Genomic DNA, 18,161 nt, shown 5'->3' with positions numbered 1-18,161 from the left:
CGCACGACCTGCTCAGGCGTGTGCCGCTTCCTCGTGTTCGTCATGATGAGACCAGTCTTCCTGCCCGCAGCAGCGAGCATCAAGACGACTCACACAACGACTGGACCTACATCCCGGGGTCAGCCCACGCGCATCCACCGCGCAGTTCGAATGCATGAGACTCGGAGAGTAGACCCGCCGCAGCGCCCGGAATTGCTTATCGACGCCGATGCCGCGTGATTCCCTGACCATGTTCCACAGGCTCAGCAGCATTGGTGCGCCGATTACTCCGATCACGAGCGGAATGATCGACCCAAGGAGTGCCGTTGCGAATACGCCTGTCATGCTCCCGAATAGGAGGCCGCAGAACGTGTACCGGTGAAGAACGATCCGGTCACCGATCACGACGACCTTGTTCTCAAGTGAGTCAGTGAAGTTGACCAAGTTCACCGGCTGAGTGTTCAGCAGTGCGATCTTGTCTATCCAACCGCGTGGCATCACGACCACGGCATCATCTGCTCCGAGGGAGATGAAGAAGCGGGGGCGTTCCTTTGATGCTCGGCGGACAGCTCGTCCGGTCAGCTTGGGTAGGCGGTCCATGGTCATGACCGGTCACCCGTGATCATGCTCAGGTTCTTGACTGCCTTCCGCATGGAACCGGCAGTATCCCGGTCAGTCAGCACTGACCGGACACTTGGTCCGCTGCTGTCCATTGCGGTCAGTAGGTCGGTCAGCACGGCGACCGTGTCCGCGACGTCCTGACCGAGGTCCGTGATCTGCTCCAACTCGAACTGGTCACTGTTGGCCAGACCGGTCGCGAATGCCTGCTCAAGGAGTTTGGACTTCTTCTTGACCAGGGGCAGAGGTGCCCGTGTGCCTGCGTGCAGTTCGTGGACCACCCGGACAATGTGTGCCCCGGACAGGCGAGCGTCCGTGCCGGTCATGGTGACCGTGATCGGCTCGATTCCCAGGTCTGATGCCAGCCGGTCAGTGTCCGGCTCCTGACCGGTCAAGCGCCATGACTCTTCGACAATGACCTCGGCATCCACGATGTCCTCTGTCCGGTCAGCCGGGGGAGTCGGACGTTGAGGCTGGTAAGACTTGCCGTCCAGACCGATGACCGGGGCAGGAACGGCAGATGAATCACTTGGCTCACCTGTGCGGGCCGCGTCCTCAGGTGTTTCATTTGAAACACCTGCATCCCGCAGACGGCGGTACACCGTAGGGTGACTAATATCGACCGCTGATGCGATCCCTCGAGTGCTCATCCCTGCTGCCCGAAGCTCGGAGATCACTTGTTCTTCAAGGTCCTTCGGCGGACGCAAGCTGACATCTCTAAACTCATTGTCGAGGTAGTCCTGCCAGGAGTCGTACCCGAGCGCCAGCCAAATTCGTCCCTGCCACGCGGTGGAGATCTTGACCTGTAGCGATCCGTAGTCACTTCGCAGTTCGTCTGTAAGCTCGCGTGCCTCGGCTTCAGAGAATTTTGATTCCAGTGCGAGGGCCATCATGCACCTACCGGCTTCGGGTCGCCATTAGGAGCGAACGGGTCGTCCTCTGTACCTTCGAGCAAAGTTGCAATCGGAATATCCCACGCTTGCGCCAGCCGCAGCAGATCCCCGATCCGCCAGTCTGTATCGCCGGTCATGCGTTTCGACACTGAACGCTGACTTGTGTTCAGAATCTGAGCAACGTCACCTTGTTTGAGTTCTCTTCGGCCCATCTCGGCGAGCACGTTAGCTCGCACCTGTCGTGTATATCTCATGGTGCCACCGTATACACATAGGTTCTACCGGTCAAGGAAATGTAGATCTATAGGTTCTCAGCGTGTCGCCATATCGTTTACATTGTGCCGCTTTCGATCTACGCTGGACTCATGACTATTGGAGAGCTTCAGTTGACTGAGAACGAGAGAGTCGGACGCGAAGTTGCCGCGTGGATGACGCGGTACAACCTGCGACAGGCGGACATCGCCGAGATTCTCGGATTTGCCCAGAGGAATGTGTCGAAGCGGATTCGCGGCGAGATGCCCTTCCGGATCGATGAGCTGCTTGCCATCGCCCGGTACATGGGCATTTCGCTTTCGCAGCTGCTGGGGGAGGGCATTGTGAATGAGAAGAACCCCCAGCCAGTTGAACTGACTGAGGGTTCTGCCACTTTGGTGGCGGGGGGAGGATTTGAACCTCCGACCTCCGGGTTATGAGCCCGGCGAGCTACCGAACTGCTCCACCCCGCGGCGTGGTCTCCACATTACACGAGCGTAATTCCCGGAGCAAAATCCTGGACAAGTGACCTTTGCCACACGGTAACCTGGGGTTCACCCGAACCGCAGATCCTGAGAGGATGCCGGGCGGGCGCGGGGGCGATGATGCCAAGGCGGGTCCGGTGCGACTGTGCACAGAAGGCCCGTCGAGCAGAGGGCCTCCGCGCGCAGGGCTTGCATCTGGTTGAAGTCTCAATTATAGTCACTGACGTACTTCAAATTTCAATCAAAAGGAGGACAGGCACATGACCGCACTTCCCAACGGACTCACCCCCGGAACGTGGAACATCGACCCGAACCACTCGGAGTTCACCTTCACCGCCCGGCACGCGGGTGTCTCGAAGGTCCGCGGCAACTTCGAGACGATCGCCGGGACCGTCCAGGTCGGTGAGACCCTCGAGGACAGCTCGGTCACCGCTGAAGCGGTCGTCGACTCGATCAACACCCGCAACGCCCAGCGTGACCAGCACCTGAAGACGAGCGACTTCTTCGCTGCCGATCAGCATCCGAAGCTCACCTTCACCTCGACCGGCATCAAGGCCGAGTCGGGCGACGAGTTCGCGCTCGAAGGCGACCTCACGATGCGCGGAGTGACGAAGCGCGTGACCTTCGACAGCGAGTTCAACGGCGTCGCCACCGATCCGAACGGCAACCAGCTCGCCGGGCTCTCGGCTGAGGCGACGGTCGATCGCAAGGAGTTCGGCATGGAGTTCAGCGCCGTGCTCGGCGGCGGCGAGCTGCTCGTGTCCGACAAGATCAAGATCGCCCTCGACCTTGAGCTCACCAAGGCCTGATCGCCCGGTACTCACACCATTCTGTCCGGACACAGGTGTGCGCCTGTGTCCGGACGACCCCACAGCGGGCCGCTCTCTCCGAGCGGCCCGCTGTCGCGTGTCCCGAGGGCCCAGCGGTATCAGCCGAATCGGCCGGGGAGCCGGCGTTGCCCGGGCACCAGCCGTGTCAGCAGAAGAGGCGGCGCCGCCCAGGCGCCAGCCGCATCAGCCGGCGAGCAGCCGCGGATCGGCGGCGACCGCCTCGGCGAGGGAGCGGAACCGTCGGGCCCCTTCGGCGACGTCGGCCGGTGACTTGCAGAACGAGTACCGGATGGCGCTCCGGTAGGCCTCGGACGCGGTCGAGTCCGGCCGGCACAGGGCCGGGACGGGAATGCCGACGAGCCCGTGCCTGCGGGCGAGGAGATCATTGAGGGCGAACGCGTCGAGATCGGTGAGCGCAGAGAAGTCGACGACGGTGAAGTATCCGGCGGCCGGATCCGAGGCCCGGGCACCGGGCACGCTCGCACATGCGGCGACGAGCACCTCGGCTCGCTCGCGCAGGGACCGGCGATTGCCCGCGACGAAATCGTCGTCCGAGTCCAGCAGACGGGCGAGGCCGACCTGCATCGGCCCACCGCCGGTGAACGTGAGGAACTGCTTGACGGCCTGGATCGCCTCCCGCACCTCCGGTGCGGCGATGACCCAGCCGATCTTCCACCCGGTGATGTTCCAGCTCTTGCCCGCTGAGGAGACCGTGACGACTCGGGCAGGGTCGGCTGCGGCCACGGCCGGAGGGATGTGCGCACTCTCGTCGAGGACCAGCTGCTCGTAGACCTCGTCGGTGAGCACCCACGCATCCGCGGTCTCGGCGGCGCGGACGATTCGCGCGGAGTCCTCAGCGGAGAAGACGAATCCCGTGGGATTGTGCGGAGTGTTGACGATGACGAGCGCCGCACCGTCGGCCATCGCGGCCTCGAACGCCTCCCAGTCGGGTCGGAATCCGCTCTCGGTCTGGAGCACAGGCACGGTGACGAACTCACCGCCGGCCGCCGCGACCGCAGCCGGGTAGGCGTCGTAGTACGGTTCGAACGTCACGACCCGGCCTCCCGGGGGGACGAGGGCGAGGATCGCCGCGGTCAGCCCCTCCGTGGCCCCACACGTGACGAGCACCTCCTCGGCGGCGACCGGATGGCCGAAGTCCTTCGCCCGTCGGCGCGCGATCGCCTCGCGGAGGATCGGGTGTCCCTGCCCGGGGGCGTACTGGTTGAAGCCCTCGCGCATGGTCTCGGCCGTCGCCTCGATGAGCGACGCCGGCGCATCCGTGCCCGGAGCACCCTGGCCGAGGTTGACCGCCCCCGTCGCCGCCGCCAGCTGCGTCATCTGGCCGTAGATCGTCTCCGAGAGCTCCCCGTCGGCACCGACGAGTCCTGCCGCGTCCGCCATCTCGTGCCAGAGCATCGCGCGGGAGAGATCCGGCCTCATTCTGCGACCTCGGGGGCGACGCGGCCGAGGGCGTCGAGCACCCGCTCGTGGAGGCGCCCGTTCGTCGCGACGGCGTTGCCGCCGAAGACCCCGGGCACCCCGGCGGTGTTCGTGAAGGTGCCCCCGGCCTCGAGGACGATCGGAGCGAGTGCCCCCATGTCGTAGAGGGCGAGCTCCGGTTCGCAGGCGATGTCGACGGCGCCCTCGGCGACGAGCATGTACGAGTAGAAGTCCCCGTAGCCGCGCGTGCGCCACACGGCATCGGTGAGGGCGATGAACTCGTCGCGGACCCCGAGATCGCGCCAGGCGCTCAGCGAGGCGAAGGAGAGGGAGGCGTCGCCGAGGTCGTCGACCCGCGAGACCTCGATGCGCCGGTCCGGACCGCCGGGACCCCGTGCGAAGGCACCCTGTCCCGCTGCCGCCCACCAGCGACGGGAGAGCGCGGGGGCGGAGACGACGCCGAGGAGGGGCCGCTGACCCTCGTAGAGGGAGATGAGGGTGGCCCACACGGGCACTCCGCGGACGTAGTTCTTCGTCCCGTCGATGGGATCGATGATCCATCGCCGGTCCGAGGTCCCGTGGGATCCGAACTCCTCGCCGAGGACGCTGTCGTCGGGACGGGTGACGGCGAGGCGGTCGACGAGCGCTGATTCGACGGCCCGATCGCACTCCGTGACGGGGGTGAGGTCCGGCTTCGTCTCGATCGTGAAGTCCTGGGCGATGAAGCGGGAGAGGCTCAGCGAATCGGCGAGGTCGGCGAGGTCGAGCGCGAGGTCGAGGTCGTTCATCCTCCCACTCTAACCAGCGTTGGCGAGCAGCCTCCGCAGCGACTCCAGCCGTGAGACCCCTCCGGGGCCGGCCTTCCCGGACTCCACCCACGCATCGAGCCGGCAGCCGGGCGCATCGGCGAGGTGGGTGCACCCGCGCGGGCACTCGGTCGTCGCCTCGACGAGTTCGGGGAACGCGGCCAGCAGGCCGTCGCGGTCGACGTGCGCGAGGCCGAAGCTGCGCACGCCTGGGGTGTCGATGAGCCAGCCGCCGGTTGTCAGGGGCAGGCACACCGCCGAGGAGGAGGTGTGGCGACCGCGTCCGGTGACGTCGTTGACGTCGCCGGTGGCCCGGTCGGCGGTGGGAACGAGGGCGTTCGTCAGCGTCGACTTCCCGACGCCGGAGTGGCCGACGAGGACGCTGATATGACCGGCTAGCCGCTCGGCGACCGCGTCGTCGGCGAGGCTGCCGTCGGAGCGCAGCCCCGAGGAGACGATGTCGACCTCGGCCGCGGAGAAGCGGCGGGCGATGTCGTCGGCGGGAGCGAGATCCGTCTTCGTGACGATGATGAGGGGGGTGATGCCGGCGTCGATGGCCGCGGTCAGGGCCCGGTCGATGAGGCCGTAGGACGGTTCGGGGTCGACGGTGGCGGTGACGATGCCCATGAGGTCGACGTTGGCGACGATGACCCGTTCGGTGGGGTCCGTGTCGTCGGCGCTGCGACGCAGCAGGGTCCGCCGCTCGGTGATCTCGACGAGCCTGGCCAGTGTGCCATCGCGCCCCGTGGTGTCGCCGACGATGCGCACGATGTCGCCGGGGACGACGGCCACCCTGCGCAGGTTGGAGGCCCGCACCGCGGTGACGGTGCGGCCGTCGGCGTCGAAGTCCCCGTCGGCGTCGGCGAGGACGACCCGGTAGCGGCCGCGGTCGACGGCTGTGACGAGGCCGTCGACGGCTGACTCGTGACTGGGACGGTGCTTCGTCCGCGGACGCGAGCCGCGCCGGTTCGGCCTGGGCCGGTAGTCCTCATCGCGGAAGATGCGCGCCATCTCAGGCCTCGGCGGCGAGCATGGCTTCCCAGAGGCCCGCGAACTCCGGCAGGGTCTTCGCGACCGTGCCGACGTCCTCGATGACGATGTCCTCGGCGGCCAGGGCGAGGACCGCCCCGGCCATGACCATGCGATGGTCGTGGTAGGTGTGCCACGTGCCCGCGCGCAGCCGCGCCCCGGTGATCGTCAGGGCGTCGGGCCTCTCATCGACGTCGACGCCGAGCGCGCCGAGCTCCGCGGACAGCGCTGCGAGTCTGTCGGTCTCATGCCCGCGCAGGTGGCCGATTCCCCGCAGGTGCGACGTCCCGGGGGCGAGTGCGGCCAGCGCCGCAACGACCGGGGTGAGCTCGCCGACGGCTGAGAGGTCGAGGTCGACGGGGGAGAGCCGCTGGGGTCCCAGGATTCGCAGACCACGGCGATCGAGATCGACCTCCGCGCCGAACGCCTCGGCGATGCGGCGGAAGTCGTCACCGGCCTGCGTCGTGTGGGCCGGCCAGCCGGGCACCGTGACGGTGCCCCCGGTGGCGAGTGCCGCGGCGAGAAAGGCTGCGGCGTTGGAGAGGTCGGGTTCGACGACGACGTCGAGCCCGCGCGGCAGGCCCGGTTCGACGATCCAGTGCTCGGGCTCCGGTTCGGTGACGTCGACTCCGGCATCGGCGAGAACCTCGAGGGTCATGTCGATGTGGGCCCGGCTGGGCACACTGTCACCCCGGTTGCTCAGGTCGAGGCCGAGCGGCATCGCCGCCGCGGCGAGGAGGAGACCCGAGACGAACTGGCTCGAGGTCCCCGCGGCGATCTCGAGATGCCCCCCGCGCAGCTCGGACCCCGCATGGATCGTCAGGGGCAGCGAGTCGTCGACCGCGGTGATGGACGCGCCGAGGCGGGTGAGGGAGTCGATCGTGACGTCCATCGGCCGTGCCCGGGCCTGCTCATCCCCGTCGATGACCACCTCACGGCCGGTGGCCGCGGCGATCGGGGGGACGAAGCGCATGACGGTCCCCGCGAGACCGCAGTCGATCGCCACCGGTTCTCCACCGGCAGTGAAGTCGATCGGGGTGACGTGGAGGTCGTCGCCGGACTCCGTGATCTCCGCGCCGAGGCTGCGCAGGGCGCCGACCATGAGCTCGGTGTCACGGCTGCGCAGCCACCCGCGGATGATCGACTCGGAATCCGCAAGCGCGGCAAGGACGAGATAGCGGTTGGTCAGCGACTTCGACCCGGGAACCGTGACGACGGCGTCGAGGGCCTCGGGAGCGCGGGGAGGCCGCCAGTCGCCCACGGCTGACGGGGGAGGCTCAGTCGACGCCAAGGGCACTCATTGCCTGCTTCGACGTGTTCTCGACCGAGGACCAGAGGTCTTCGGCTGCGTGCTGGGTGCGCCACCACAGTCCGGGCTTGCCGGCGGTGTCGACGCTGGCAAGCAGGGCGCCGCCGAGCATCGAGGTCCGGGTGAGGGTGCGCTCGAGGCGGGTGCGCTTCTCCTCCTTCGACGTCGCCTTCTCCGCGGCGATGCGCTCCCCGACGGTGTCGAGGAGGTAGGTGCCGACGAGGATCGAGGCGCTCAGGCGCGGGAAACGACCGATGGCGAGCAGGGAACCGGCAGCGACCTGCGCGGCACCGGTGGCGCGGGCGATCGTCGTCGCATCGAGCGGGATCTCCACGCGCTTGCGGGCCTGGGCGAGCAGCGGCGCGATCGAGGCTGCGGCTGCCTCAGGGCGGCGGAGACGGTCGACGCCGTTGCTGATGTAGCCGGCGGCGAGCATGGGCCTTGCGAGAAGTCGAATCGGGGACACAGGGTTCCTTCCTGAGGCTGTCGGGCATCTCACCCGCAAGCATAGCCGAAAGGGAATATCGGAACCGCGCGACGGCGTTGACCGTACACGATGTCGTCGGCATGTCAGGTCCGACGACGGCAACGACCGACCGCTCGCCGGGATCCACGCGACCTGGGTGCGCGGTGGGAGAGCGCCGAGGACGAGGAGGAGTCAGTGAGTGCCACTGCCGTGCTGGAGAGAACGGGCGTACCATTGACGGTGATGACCGAATCAGTCAGAGAAGCCACCGAGACCGAGACCGACGCACAGCGCTCGGCTCGTTTCGAGCGCGACGCCCTCGAGTACCTCAACCAGCTCTACGCGGCGGCTCTGCGGATGACCCGCAACCCCGCCGACGCCGAGGATCTCGTGCAGGAGGCGTACGCGAAGGCCTACGCAGCTTTCCACCAGTACACCCCGGGGACCAACCTCAAGGCGTGGCTCTACCGGATCCTCACGAACACCTTCATCAACAACTACCGCAAGAAGCAGCGGCAGCCGCAGGAGCACGGCAGCGAGGACATCGAGGACTGGCAGATCGCCCAGGCCGCGAGCCACACCTCCTCCGAGGGGCGGTCGGCCGAACTCGAAGCCCTCGATCACCTGCCCGACTCCGACGTCAAGGATGCGCTCTCCGCCCTGCCTGAGGACTTCCGGATGGTCGTCTACTATGCCGACGTCGAAGGCCTGCCGTACAAGGAGATCGCTGAGATCATGGACACCCCGATCGGCACAGTGATGTCGCGACTCCATCGTGGACGCAGACAGCTGCGCGAGATGCTCTCCGAGTATGCCGCCGAGCGCGGCTTCGGCAAGCGCGAAGGAGGGGAGAAATGACCGACGGAGACTGCTGTGAGAGCATGCGGGCCGAATCGCTCATGCGCATCTACCACTACCTCGACGGGGAGCTGACGACGACCGAGATCCGTGAGATCTCGATCCACCTCGAGCACTGCCCGGCCTGCCACGACGAATACGAGATCGAAGCGATGCTCAAAGAGGTCGTGCGGCGGTCGTGCGGCCGCGAGGAGGCCCCGCTGGGACTCAAGGAGAAGATCCGGCGGAGGATCGCAGTCGAGCAGGTGCGCTGGCAGCGCTGAGGCCTGGAGCAGACAGAAGGCGGGGAGAGTCGGATGACTCTCCCCGCCTTCTCTGTGCACCCGCGGTGCACGGTGGATCAGCTGTTCGGACGCTTGCCGTGGTTGGCATTCGAACGACGGCGATCGCGACGCTTGCGGCCTCGCTTGCTCATGGCAGTTCTCCTTCGATTGGACGGTTCATTGTTTCACGCCTGTGGACCGAGGGCCAAGTTCACCCGTCGTCTCCGAGCACGTCGCGCACGCCCAGCCACGGGAACCATCCGCGGTGGAGGACAAGCCACGCGAGCAGCCCGTAGCCCTCCTGAGCCGGCAGCCGGTCGTGCGAGGACGCGAGCTCCCGCTGCCAGACCGGATGGCCGAGCAGGGGGGTGTAGGTGTCGACGTAGGGGATGCCGCGGCGTTTGGCGACATCGGAGAAGCTCGTATTCAGCTCGGCGATGGCCCGGTTGCGATCCGTTCCGTGATCGGGCGGAGGACCGATGACGAAGGCCGAGACCTTCCGCGCCAGCGCCTCGTCGAGGACGTTGGCGACGTCGAGTCTGGCGCGGGCCACCGAGCGACCGGTATCGAGGTCGCCGGAGCCGAGTGCGAGCACGAGCCGATTGTCGGCACCGTCGGAGAAGCGCAGCGCCGCCTCCGACATCGCACGGGAATGGAGGCCTGCGGAATCCTCATGGCCGACGGCCAGAGGGTAGACCCGCATGCCCGGCAGACTCGGCAGGGTCCGTGCGGTCACCCTGCCGACCCATCCGAGACCGCGGCCATCGCCGTGGCCGGCGACCAAGGGGCCGCCGACCACGGCGATCGTCGTCGAGGTCTCGGAGCTCACCGCTGCAGCACCCTGCCGACGACCTCTTCCTGCTGGAGCTCGTGGACGTGCTTGAGTCCCGTCGCCGTCGACGCCGAAGCGGGTCGGGCGACGAGGGTGAGGTCACGACCGCCGAGGAGCGGGGTGAGGTTGAGGGCCATGAACGGCCACGCGCCCTGGTTCTCCGGCTCCTCCTGCGCCCAGACGAGCTTGACATCGGCCGGGTACCGGTCGAGGATCGCGGTGATCGCGTCCTCGTCGAGCGGGTAGAGCTGCTCGACGCGCACGAGAGCGGTCGTGTCGTCGCCGTTCTTCTCGCGCTGGGCGAGCAGCTCCCAGTAGAGCTTGCCGGAGACGAGGACGACCTTCTCGACCTTCGACGGATCGATGCTCGGGTCGTCGATGACGGCTTCGAACTTCCCGGAGGTGAAGTCCTCCGGCGAGTTCGCCGCCGCCTTGAGGCGCAGCATCGACTTCGGGGTGAAGACGATGAGCGGGCGCTTGTTCGGGGTCAGCGCGTGCCGGCGCAGCAGGTGGAAGTACGAGGCGCCGCTGGAGGGGAACGCGACGGTCATGTTCGACTCCGCGCACAGCTGCAGGTAGCGCTCGATGCGCGCCGAGGAGTGGTCGGGTCCCTGTCCCTCGTACCCGTGGGGCAGGAGCATGACGACACCGGAGTTCTGCTGCCACTTCTGCTCGGACGAGGAGACGAACTCGTCGATGACCGACTGGGCGCCCTGCGCGAAGTCGCCGAACTGCGCCTCCCACGCCACGAGGGCGTCCTTGCGCTCGACGGAGTAGCCGTACTCGAAGCCGACGGCCGCGTACTCGCTCAGCAGCGAGTCGTAGACGTAGAACCGCGCCTGGTCGTCGCTGATGTTCTGCAGAGGCGTCCACTCGTTGCCGTTGACGGAGTCGATGAGCACCGAGTGGCGCTGGACGAAGGTGCCGCGGCGCGAATCCTGCCCGGCCAGCCGCACCGGGATGCCCTCGATGAGCAGCGAGCCGAAGGCGAGCAGCTCCGCGAAGCCCCAGTCGATGCCGCCGTGCATGGCCATCTCCCGGCGCTTCTCGAGCAGCGCGCGCAGCTTCTTGTGCACCGTGAAGCCCTCGGGCACGTCGACGAATGCGTCGCCGATGCGCTTGAGGGTCTCGGGGCTGATCGCCGTCGAGACGTCGTTGAGGGCCTCGATGTCGCTCGGTCGGTGCGGGGCGTTGAACGCGCTGCCCTTGCCCGACCCGGATTCGGCGGCCTTCGTCTCGGCGAACGCGGACTCCAGCTTCGACTGGTAGTCCTTGAGCGCCTCGGCGGCCTCCTCATCCGTGATGCACTTCCTGCCGACGAGGGACTCGGTGTAGAGCTTGCGCACCGACCCCTTCTTCTCGATGAGGGAGTACATGAGCGGCTGGGTCATCGACGGGTCGTCGCCCTCGTTGTGTCCGCGACGGCGGTAGGAGACGAGGTCGATGACGACATCGCGATTGAATTCCTGGCGGTACTCGAACGCGAGACGGGCCGCCCGGACGACGGCTTCGGGGTCATCGCCGTTGACATGGAGGATCGGGGCGTTGATCGACTTCGCGATGTCGGTGCAGTAGAACGACGAACGCGCCGAGGCGGGCGGAGTCGTGAACCCGACCTGGTTGTTGATGATGATGTGGATCGTCCCGCCGGTGCGGTAGCCGCGCAGCTCGGAGAGGTTGAGCGTCTCGGCGACGACACCCTGACCCGCGAACGCGGCGTCACCGTGGACGAGGACGGGAAGCACGGAGAAGCCTGCCTCTCCCTGGTCGATGACGTCCTGCTTCGCGCGCACGATGCCCTCGAGGACGGGATCGACCGTCTCGAGGTGGCTGGGGTTCGCTGCGACGTAGACGTTCGTCGAGTTGCCCGAGGGCGAGGTGAACGAGCCCTGCGTGCCGAGGTGGTACTTGACGTCGCCGGAGCCCTGGACGCTGTCGGGAGACATGGTGCCGTCGAACTCCCGGAACATCTGCGCATAGGACTTGCCCGCGATGTTCGTGAGCACGTTGAGGCGACCGCGGTGGGCCATGCCGATCGCAACCTCTTCGAGTCCGGCGTCCGCGGACTGGTTGAGGACCTCGTCGAGGAGGACGATGGCCGACTCGCTGCCCTCGAGGCTGAAGCGCTTCTGTCCGATGTACTTCGTCTGCAGGAACGTCTCGAACGCCTCGGCGGCATTGAGACGGCCGAGGATGTGCCCCTGCTCGGCGCGGGTGAGCTCCTGGTGGGGGACCTCGATCTTCGCCTGGAACCAGCGGCGCTGGAGCGGATCGGCGATGTGCATGTACTCGAAGCCGATGGTCCGGCAGTAGCTCTCCCGGAGCAGACCGAGGATGTTGCGGAAGGGCATCATCGGCTTCGCGCCGAAACCGCCGGTGGGGAACTCGCGTTCGAGGTCCCAGAGGGTCAGTCCGTGCTGGTTGATGTCGAGGTCGGGATGCGAACGCTGGCGGTAGACGAGCGGATCGATGTTGGCCATGAGGTGGCCGCGCGTCCGGTAGGCGTCGATGAGTTCGATGACACGGGCGGTCTTGTTGACGTCGTCCTGGTCCTCGGCGGAGACGTCGGGAACCCAGCGCACGGGTTCGTAGGGCAGGCGCAGCGATTCGAAGACGTCGTCGTAGAAGCCGTCCTCACCGAGCAGGTATCCGTGGACGAGCTTGAGGAACTCGCCCGAGCCGGCTCCCTGGATGACGCGGTGGTCGTAGGTCGAGGTGAGCGTGAGCACCTTCGAGACGGCGAGGTCGTTGATCGTGCGCTGGCTCGCGCCCTGGAACTCGGCCGGGTAGTCGAGCGCACCGACTCCGATGATCGCGCCCTGCCCCTTGGTCAGGCGGGGGATCGAGTGGACGGTGCCGATGCCGCCGGGGTTCGTCAGCGACACCGTCGTGCCGGCGAAGTCGTCAGCGGTGAGCTTGCCCTTGCGGGCCTTGTCGACGAGGCCGTCGTAGGCGTCGACGAACTGCCGGAAGGTCAGCGTCTCGGCCTTCTTGACGTTGGGCACGAGCAGTGAGCGGGTGCCGTCCTTCTTCGGGACGTCGATGGCGAGGCCGAAGTTGACGTGCGCCGGCGAGACCATCGCGGGCTTGCCGTCGCGGACGTCGTAGGAGACGTTCATCGACGGGAAGTTCTTCAGGGCGCGGATGACGGCGAAGCCGATGAGGTGGGTGAACGAGACCTTGCCGCCGCGGGTGCGCTTGAGGTGCGAGTTGATGACGATGCGGTTGTCGATGAGCGCCTTCGCCGGCAGGGCGCGCACCGAGGTCGCCGTCGGCATCTCGAGCGACTCGTCCATGTTCTTGGCGATGAGCTTGGCGGGTCCGCGCAGAGGGGTGACGGTCTCCTCCGGGGCGGGCTTCGGCTCGACGTCCTTCGTCGTCACCTTCGGCACCGACTTCGACTCCGCCTTGAGCGTCTCCGTCTCGGCCGAGGACGGGGAGACGCCGCGCGAGGTCTCCTTCGCGGCCGGGACCGAATCCGGGCGAGCCGCGGTTCCCGCGTCCTCGGCCTGCGGCGACCCCTTCGCCTGGGGAGCCGACTTCGCCTCGGTCTTGCCCTGCGGCTCGTCGGCCGCCTTCTTCTGCGGGGCATCCCCACCGGATGCGGAATCCGCAGCCTTCGTCGTCTGCGCTCCGTCCGTCTTCTCGTACTGGTCGAAGAACGGCCACCAGGACTTGTCTACAGAGTTCTTGTCTGACTTGTACTGTTCGTACAGTTCCTCGACCAACCACTCGTTCGATCCGAAGTCGTCGACGGTGCGGTTCGGAGTATTGACGGACACGGCGCTGATCGCCTACTTCCTGTTCACGAATTGCTGCAATACGACACATACCAGCCTAACGCGATGTGCTCCGCTGTGTGCACATGGGGGACAATAGTGTCATGCGTTTCATTTCACACCAACCGGATCACGATCTCACGTATTCCGACGTGTTCCTTGTCCCCAACTCCTCGTCGCTGACCTCGCGCTTCGATGTCGACCTCACGACCACCGATCCGACAGGGTCCCCGACCCCCATCGTGGCCGCGAACATGACGGCCGTGTCCGGGCGACGGATGGCGGAGACGATGGCCCGCCGAGGCGGCCTGGCAGTCCTGCCGCAGGACATCCCGCTCACCGCCGCCGAGGACACGATCCGCTGGGTGAAGAGCCGGGACCGGGTCTTCGAGTCGGCGCTTCGGTTCTCCGCCGAGGACACCGTCCTCTCCGCCCTCCACGTGCTCGGCAAGCGCGCCCACGGTCTCGGTGCCGTCGTCGACGATGCCGGTCGGCTCGTCGGGGTCATCGACGCCGCCGACCTGCGTGATGTCGATCGCTTCACCGCGGTGGGCGAACTCGTCCAGACCTCCCCGCAGGTCATCCGGGCCGACGAGATCGACTGGGAGGACCAGGAAGCCCTCGCACAGCTGTTCGAGACGATGAACGAGGCGCGCACCGCCTACGCCGCGGTCGTCGATGACGCGGGCGTCCTCCTCGGGGCGCTCACCCCGAAGTCGCTGCTGCGGTCGTCGATCTACACGCCGAACCTCGACGACGAGGGACGCCTCAAGATCGCCACGGCGATCGGCGTCAACGGCAACGCCGTCGAACGGGCGAGCGCGCTCGTGGAGGCCGGAGCCGACACTCTCGTCATCGACACCGCCCACGGCCACCAGGCGAAGATGCTCGACGTCCTCACGGCCGTCGCGGACGCCGACCTCGGTGTGCCCATCGTCGCCGGCAACGTCGTCACCGCCGACGGGGTCCGCGACCTCGTCTCGGCCGGTGCGCAGATCGTCAAGGTCGGCGTCGGTCCGGGAGCGATGTGCACGACGCGGATGATGACAGCGGTGGGACGCCCGCAGTTCTCGGCCGTGCGCGAATGCGCCGAAGCGGCCGCCGAGCTCGGTGCCCACGTCTGGGCCGACGGGGGAGTGCGCTACCCCCGTGACGTCGCGCTCGCACTCGCCGCCGGGGCCTCCCAGGTGATGATCGGCTCGTGGTTCGCCGGCACGCACGAATCCCCGGGCGACCTCCTCGTCGACGGCGAGGGGCGGAAGTACAAGGAGAGCTTCGGCATGGCCTCGGCCCGCGCGGTGGCCAACCGGACGCGCACTGAGTCGGCGTTCTCGCGCGCCCGCAAGGGACTGTTCGAGGAGGGCATCTCCTCGTCGACGATGTACATCGATCCGGCGTCCCCGGGCGTCGAGGACCTCCTCGACTCGATCACCTCCGGGGTGCGCAGCTCATTCACCTACGCCGGAGCCGCGGATCTCGAGGAATTCGCCGATCGGGCGAGCGTGGGCGTGCAGAGTACGGCGGGCTACGAAGAAGGTCGACCTGTGAGCGGAAGTTGGTAGGATCGTCGCATGCAGAGTGACAGTCCCCGCCGGCGGGAAGCCGGCGACCCAGACGATGACCCCCGACCCGTGAGGGTCAGCGGAGACATCGAGACTCTCACCCCGCCCCTGCATGAGGGGGCGCACCGCTGATGGAGTGGCTGTTCCTCGCCCTCGCCCTCCTGCTCATCGCCGGCACGGGCATCTTCGTCGCAGCGGAGTTCTCCCTCCTCACCCTCGACCGCCACACGGCCGACCGAGCCGTCGCCGACGGCGTCGTCGGGGCGAAGACGCTGCGGCAGTCGATGACGCACCTGTCCACGCAGCTCTCCGCCGCGCAGGTCGGCATCACGATCACCACTCTGCTCACGGGCTACCTCATGGAGCCGTCGCTGGGCAGACTGCTCTCCCCGGTCTTCGAGACCTGGGGACTGAGCCCGGGCCTGTCGGAGCCGCTCGCGCTCACCATCGCCCTCATCGTCTCGACGGTGCTGTCGATGATCTTCGGCGAACTCGTTCCGAAGAACCTCGCGATCGCAGTGCCCTTGGCCACCGGGCGCATCGCCGCGCCGATCCAGTACGCGTTCTCCGTCGTGCTCCGCCCGCTCATCGCCGCACTCAACGGCACGGCGAACAAGATCCTGCTCGCCATGGGGATCGAACCGCAGGAGGAGGGCTCTGTCGGGCGCTCCCCGGACGAGCTCACCTCGCTCGTGCGCCACTCCGCCGAGGAGGGCGTCCTCGACGAGCAGACCGCCGGTCTGCTCGAGCGCACCCTGAGCTTCTCCGAGCGCACCGCCGAGGACGTCATGACGCCGCGCACACGGATGTCCTCGGTGGTCAAGGACACCACCGCCCGGCAGATCATCGAGCAGGCGCGTGAGACCGGCTACTCCCGGTTCCCCGTCGCCGGCGAGGACAAGGACCACATCGTCGGCGTCGTCCACGTCAAACAGGCCTTCGCCGTTCCCGTGGCCAACCGCGATGACGCGTACGCGGGAGGGCTGATGACAGAGGTCACGGAGATCCCCGAGACGCTGCGCCTCGACCCGCTGCTCATGGAGCTGCGCGGCAAGGGCATGCAGCTGGCCGTCGTCGTCGACGAGTTCGGCGGCACCGCCGGTGTCGTCACCCTCGAGGACGTCGTCGAGGAACTCGTCGGAGAGGTCGCCGACGAGCACGACAGGATGCGGGTGGCCGCCCGGCCCGCCCGCGACGGCTCGTGGATCGTGCCCGGTCAGCTGCGCCCCGACGAGATCGAGACGACGATCGGGCTGACGATCCCGGAGGACCCCGACTACGAGACCGTCGCCGGCTTCGTCCTCAAGGAGCTTGGTCGGATCCCGGTGCCCGGAGACGAGGTGCGCACGCCCGACGCGCTCATCAGGGTCGAGCGCATGCACGGCCGGCGCATCGAACGCCTCCGGGTGGTGCTGCGCGCCACCGACCACGCACTCTACGAGCAGGAAGGCGGTGCGGCATGAGCGCTGACTGGTTCGGACTCGTCTGGCTCGTCGTCCTGCTGCTCGGCAACTCGTTCTTCGTCGCCGCCGAGTTCGCCATCGTCGCCGCCAAGCGCTCACAGGTCGAGCCCAAGGCCGCCGAGGGCTCCGCCGCCGCGCGCACGGCCCTCTATGCGATGGAGCACGTCTCGCTCATGCTCGCGATCTGCCAGCTCGGCATCACTGTGTGCTCGCTGCTGCTCGGCAACGTCTCTGAGCCGGCGATCCACCATCTGCTCTCCGGGCCACTCGAGGGCCTCGGCATCCCGGCGAGCCTCTCGTCGACGATCTCGTTCATCCTCTCCCTCGGCATCGTCACCTACCTCCATGTCGTCATCGGCGAGATGGTGCCGAAGAACATCGCCCTGGCCACCTCGGGGCGTGCCGTGATGCTGCTCGCTCCGCCGCTGGTGTTCCTCTCCCGCGTCTTCGGCTTCGTCATCCGACCGCTCAACGGACTCGCCAACGCCGTGCTCCGCCTCATCGGCATCGAACCTCGTGACGAGGTCAACGAGGCCTACACGATCGAGCAGGTCGAGTCGATCGTCGCCGAGTCGAAGCGCGAGGGCCTGCTCAGCGACGACATCGGACTGCTCAAGGGAGCGCTCGAGTTCAGCGACAAGACCGCCGCCGACATCATGGTGCCGATGTCCGAACTCGTGACGATCAGCGAGAGCGTGACTCCCGACGAGCTCGTCACCCTCGTCGGCCGCACGGGATATTCGCGGTACTTCGTCGTCGACGATGACGGGTATCCGGAGAACTACCTCCACATCAAGGACGTCCTCTACGCCGATCGGGACACCGAGCCGGTGCCGGCGAAGCGGTTCCGCCCGCTCTTCACCGTGCGCGCCGACGACGAGGTCGAGGAGGCGCTCGCGCAGATGCAGAAGGTCGGCATCCACGTCGCCCGGGTCCTCTCGGCCGACGACGAGGTGCTCGGCGTCCTCTTCCTCGAGGACGTCCTCGAGGAGCTCGTCGGCGAGGTCCAGGACGCGATGCAGCGCGGTCGCGCGAACGGCTGAGGTGAGTTCGCCCACATTCGCACGCCCCAACGGTGATCCCGGTCTCCCGAACGGCGTGGCCTGTGTAACGGAATGTAACGATCGATGTGCGCCAGGTCACGGATCAGCGGTGCTCCGACACGCCTGCCCCGTACGTTCTGCGAGGTCAGGGCCGAAACGTTGCAGAGACATGACTTTCTGTAACAATGCCGTTATAGTGTTGTGACATAAGCTTTTCGGCCGCCTGCCCGACCGCGGGCGTGCAGCACAGCAGA

18 protein-coding genes and 1 tRNA gene are annotated in these 18,161 nt (G+C 67.2%); 7 read left to right on the top strand and 12 right to left on the bottom strand.

Going from position 1 to position 18,161, the window contains the following annotated elements:
• Positions 1–12 precede the first annotated feature (12 nt).
• Genes BC102111_RS06915 through BC102111_RS06905 form a run of 3 tightly spaced genes read right to left on the bottom strand, consistent with a single transcriptional unit; the run spans position 13 to position 1,744 of the window.
• Positions 13–585: a hypothetical protein gene (locus BC102111_RS06915; protein ID WP_146001400.1), complete on the bottom strand. Its 573-nt coding sequence runs from the start codon at positions 583–585 to the stop codon at positions 13–15.
• On the bottom strand, positions 582–1,487 hold the full coding sequence (locus tag BC102111_RS17530; protein WP_146001399.1) for a helix-turn-helix domain-containing protein: 906 nt from the start codon (positions 1,485–1,487) through the stop codon (positions 582–584). The genes BC102111_RS06915 and BC102111_RS17530 overlap by 4 nt, the downstream gene beginning before the upstream one ends.
• Entirely contained in the window at positions 1,487–1,744 is a 258-nt protein-coding gene (locus BC102111_RS06905; protein WP_098730977.1) for a helix-turn-helix domain-containing protein, read from the bottom strand. The genes BC102111_RS17530 and BC102111_RS06905 overlap by 1 nt, the downstream gene beginning before the upstream one ends.
• Before the next feature lie 111 nt (positions 1,745–1,855).
• On the opposite strand from BC102111_RS06905, the gene BC102111_RS18190 reads away from it, so the two are divergent.
• The gene (locus tag BC102111_RS18190) at positions 1,856–2,182 is read left to right on the top strand and encodes a helix-turn-helix domain-containing protein (protein WP_101623902.1); all 327 of its coding nucleotides are present in this window, start codon (positions 1,856–1,858) and stop codon (positions 2,180–2,182) included.
• On the opposite strand, the gene BC102111_RS06895 is transcribed toward BC102111_RS18190, so the two are convergent.
• Positions 2,139–2,215 (bottom strand) — tRNA-Met (locus BC102111_RS06895). The two genes, BC102111_RS18190 and BC102111_RS06895, sit on opposite strands and share 44 nt — an antisense overlap.
• A 272-nt stretch (positions 2,216–2,487) precedes the next feature.
• Here BC102111_RS06895 and BC102111_RS06890 point away from each other — a divergent pair.
• Positions 2,488–3,036 carry a YceI family protein gene (locus BC102111_RS06890; RefSeq protein WP_101623887.1) on the top strand — a complete coding sequence of 183 codons (549 nt, stop codon included), beginning with the start codon at positions 2,488–2,490 and terminating at the stop codon, positions 3,034–3,036.
• A gap of 204 nt (positions 3,037–3,240) precedes the next feature.
• On the opposite strand, the gene BC102111_RS06885 is transcribed toward BC102111_RS06890, so the two are convergent.
• The 5 genes from BC102111_RS06885 to BC102111_RS06865 are packed head-to-tail and all read right to left on the bottom strand — an operon-like array spanning position 3,241 to position 8,107.
• Positions 3,241–4,497, bottom strand: coding sequence for an aminotransferase class I/II-fold pyridoxal phosphate-dependent enzyme (locus BC102111_RS06885; RefSeq protein WP_227007045.1), 1,257 nt, complete (start codon positions 4,495–4,497; stop codon positions 3,241–3,243).
• A complete protein-coding gene (gene hisN / locus BC102111_RS06880) occupies positions 4,494–5,285 on the bottom strand; it encodes a histidinol-phosphatase (protein WP_101623885.1) in 792 nt (263 codons plus the stop codon). The genes BC102111_RS06885 and hisN overlap by 4 nt, the downstream gene beginning before the upstream one ends.
• Positions 5,286–5,294: 9 nt before the next feature.
• The gene (rsgA, locus tag BC102111_RS06875) at positions 5,295–6,314 is read right to left on the bottom strand and encodes a ribosome small subunit-dependent GTPase A (RefSeq protein WP_101623884.1); all 1,020 of its coding nucleotides are present in this window, start codon (positions 6,312–6,314) and stop codon (positions 5,295–5,297) included.
• Between the two features lies 1 nt (position 6,315).
• Positions 6,316–7,623, bottom strand: a complete 1,308-nt coding sequence (aroA, locus tag BC102111_RS06870) for a 3-phosphoshikimate 1-carboxyvinyltransferase (protein ID WP_373270477.1) — start codon at positions 7,621–7,623, stop codon at positions 6,316–6,318.
• Positions 7,610–8,107: a DoxX family protein gene (locus tag BC102111_RS06865; protein ID WP_040340965.1), complete on the bottom strand. Its 498-nt coding sequence runs from the start codon at positions 8,105–8,107 to the stop codon at positions 7,610–7,612. Before BC102111_RS06865 ends, aroA begins: the two co-directional genes overlap by 14 nt.
• Before the next feature lie 213 nt (positions 8,108–8,320).
• Here BC102111_RS06865 and BC102111_RS06860 point away from each other — a divergent pair, with 213 nt between their 5' ends.
• Complete coding sequence (locus BC102111_RS06860) at positions 8,321–8,965, top strand: sigma-70 family RNA polymerase sigma factor (protein ID WP_269668304.1); 645 nt, start codon at positions 8,321–8,323, stop codon at positions 8,963–8,965.
• Positions 8,962–9,228: a mycothiol system anti-sigma-R factor gene (gene rsrA, locus BC102111_RS06855; RefSeq protein WP_009375261.1), complete on the top strand. Its 267-nt coding sequence runs from the start codon at positions 8,962–8,964 to the stop codon at positions 9,226–9,228. Before BC102111_RS06860 ends, rsrA begins: the two co-directional genes overlap by 4 nt.
• Before the next feature lie 77 nt (positions 9,229–9,305).
• Here the strand turns inward: rsrA and BC102111_RS18185 are convergent, their stop codons facing one another.
• The 3 genes from BC102111_RS18185 to BC102111_RS06840 are packed head-to-tail and all read right to left on the bottom strand — an operon-like array spanning position 9,306 to position 13,842.
• On the bottom strand, positions 9,306–9,380 hold the full coding sequence (locus BC102111_RS18185) for a 50S ribosomal protein bL37 (RefSeq protein WP_100227367.1): 75 nt from the start codon (positions 9,378–9,380) through the stop codon (positions 9,306–9,308).
• 59 nt (positions 9,381–9,439) lie between these two features.
• Entirely contained in the window at positions 9,440–10,057 is a 618-nt protein-coding gene (locus BC102111_RS06845) for a GDSL-type esterase/lipase family protein (protein WP_009375263.1), read from the bottom strand.
• Positions 10,054–13,842, bottom strand: coding sequence for a multifunctional oxoglutarate decarboxylase/oxoglutarate dehydrogenase thiamine pyrophosphate-binding subunit/dihydrolipoyllysine-residue succinyltransferase subunit (locus BC102111_RS06840; protein ID WP_101623882.1), 3,789 nt, complete (start codon positions 13,840–13,842; stop codon positions 10,054–10,056). The genes BC102111_RS06845 and BC102111_RS06840 overlap by 4 nt, the downstream gene beginning before the upstream one ends.
• A 101-nt stretch (positions 13,843–13,943) precedes the next feature.
• On the opposite strand from BC102111_RS06840, the gene guaB1 reads away from it, so the two are divergent.
• From guaB1 to BC102111_RS06825, 3 genes are all read left to right on the top strand, one after another.
• Complete coding sequence (gene guaB1 / locus BC102111_RS06835; RefSeq protein WP_101623881.1) at positions 13,944–15,401, top strand: GMP reductase; 1,458 nt, start codon at positions 13,944–13,946, stop codon at positions 15,399–15,401.
• 131 nt (positions 15,402–15,532) lie between these two features.
• Positions 15,533–16,864, top strand: coding sequence for a hemolysin family protein (locus BC102111_RS06830; RefSeq protein WP_009375269.1), 1,332 nt, complete (start codon positions 15,533–15,535; stop codon positions 16,862–16,864).
• Positions 16,861–17,907 carry a hemolysin family protein gene (locus BC102111_RS06825; RefSeq protein WP_009375271.1) on the top strand — a complete coding sequence of 349 codons (1,047 nt, stop codon included), beginning with the start codon at positions 16,861–16,863 and terminating at the stop codon, positions 17,905–17,907. Before BC102111_RS06830 ends, BC102111_RS06825 begins: the two co-directional genes overlap by 4 nt.
• The last annotated feature ends 254 nt before the right edge of the window (positions 17,908–18,161 follow it).

This window comes from Brevibacterium casei CIP 102111, assembly GCF_900169275.1.
Taxonomy (GTDB): domain Bacteria; phylum Actinomycetota; class Actinomycetes; order Actinomycetales; family Brevibacteriaceae; genus Brevibacterium; species Brevibacterium casei.
The sequence above is the reverse complement of the archived record's forward strand: the minus strand, read 5'-3'. Positions and strand labels throughout refer to the sequence as shown.

Excerpts from the sequence above, each read along its gene's own strand:
- BC102111_RS06915 (WP_146001400.1), bottom strand. The coding sequence starts at position 585 with ATGACCATGGACCGCCTACCCAAGCTGACCGGACGAGCTGTCCGCCGA.
- BC102111_RS17530 (WP_146001399.1), bottom strand. The coding sequence starts at position 1,487 with ATGGCCCTCGCACTGGAATCAAAATTCTCTGAAGCCGAGGCACGCGAG.
- BC102111_RS06905 (WP_098730977.1), bottom strand. The coding sequence starts at position 1,744 with ATGAGATATACACGACAGGTGCGAGCTAACGTGCTCGCCGAGATGGGC.
- BC102111_RS18190 (WP_101623902.1), top strand. The coding sequence starts at position 1,856 with ATGACTATTGGAGAGCTTCAGTTGACTGAGAACGAGAGAGTCGGACGC.
- BC102111_RS06890 (WP_101623887.1), top strand. The coding sequence starts at position 2,488 with ATGACCGCACTTCCCAACGGACTCACCCCCGGAACGTGGAACATCGAC.
- BC102111_RS06885 (WP_227007045.1), bottom strand. The coding sequence starts at position 4,497 with ATGAGGCCGGATCTCTCCCGCGCGATGCTCTGGCACGAGATGGCGGAC.
- hisN (WP_101623885.1), bottom strand. The coding sequence starts at position 5,285 with ATGAACGACCTCGACCTCGCGCTCGACCTCGCCGACCTCGCCGATTCG.
- rsgA (WP_101623884.1), bottom strand. The coding sequence starts at position 6,314 with ATGGCGCGCATCTTCCGCGATGAGGACTACCGGCCCAGGCCGAACCGG.
- rsrA (WP_009375261.1), top strand. The coding sequence starts at position 8,962 with ATGACCGACGGAGACTGCTGTGAGAGCATGCGGGCCGAATCGCTCATG.
- guaB1 (WP_101623881.1), top strand. The coding sequence starts at position 13,944 with ATGCGTTTCATTTCACACCAACCGGATCACGATCTCACGTATTCCGAC.
- BC102111_RS06830 (WP_009375269.1), top strand. The coding sequence starts at position 15,533 with ATGGAGTGGCTGTTCCTCGCCCTCGCCCTCCTGCTCATCGCCGGCACG.
- BC102111_RS06825 (WP_009375271.1), top strand. The coding sequence starts at position 16,861 with ATGAGCGCTGACTGGTTCGGACTCGTCTGGCTCGTCGTCCTGCTGCTC.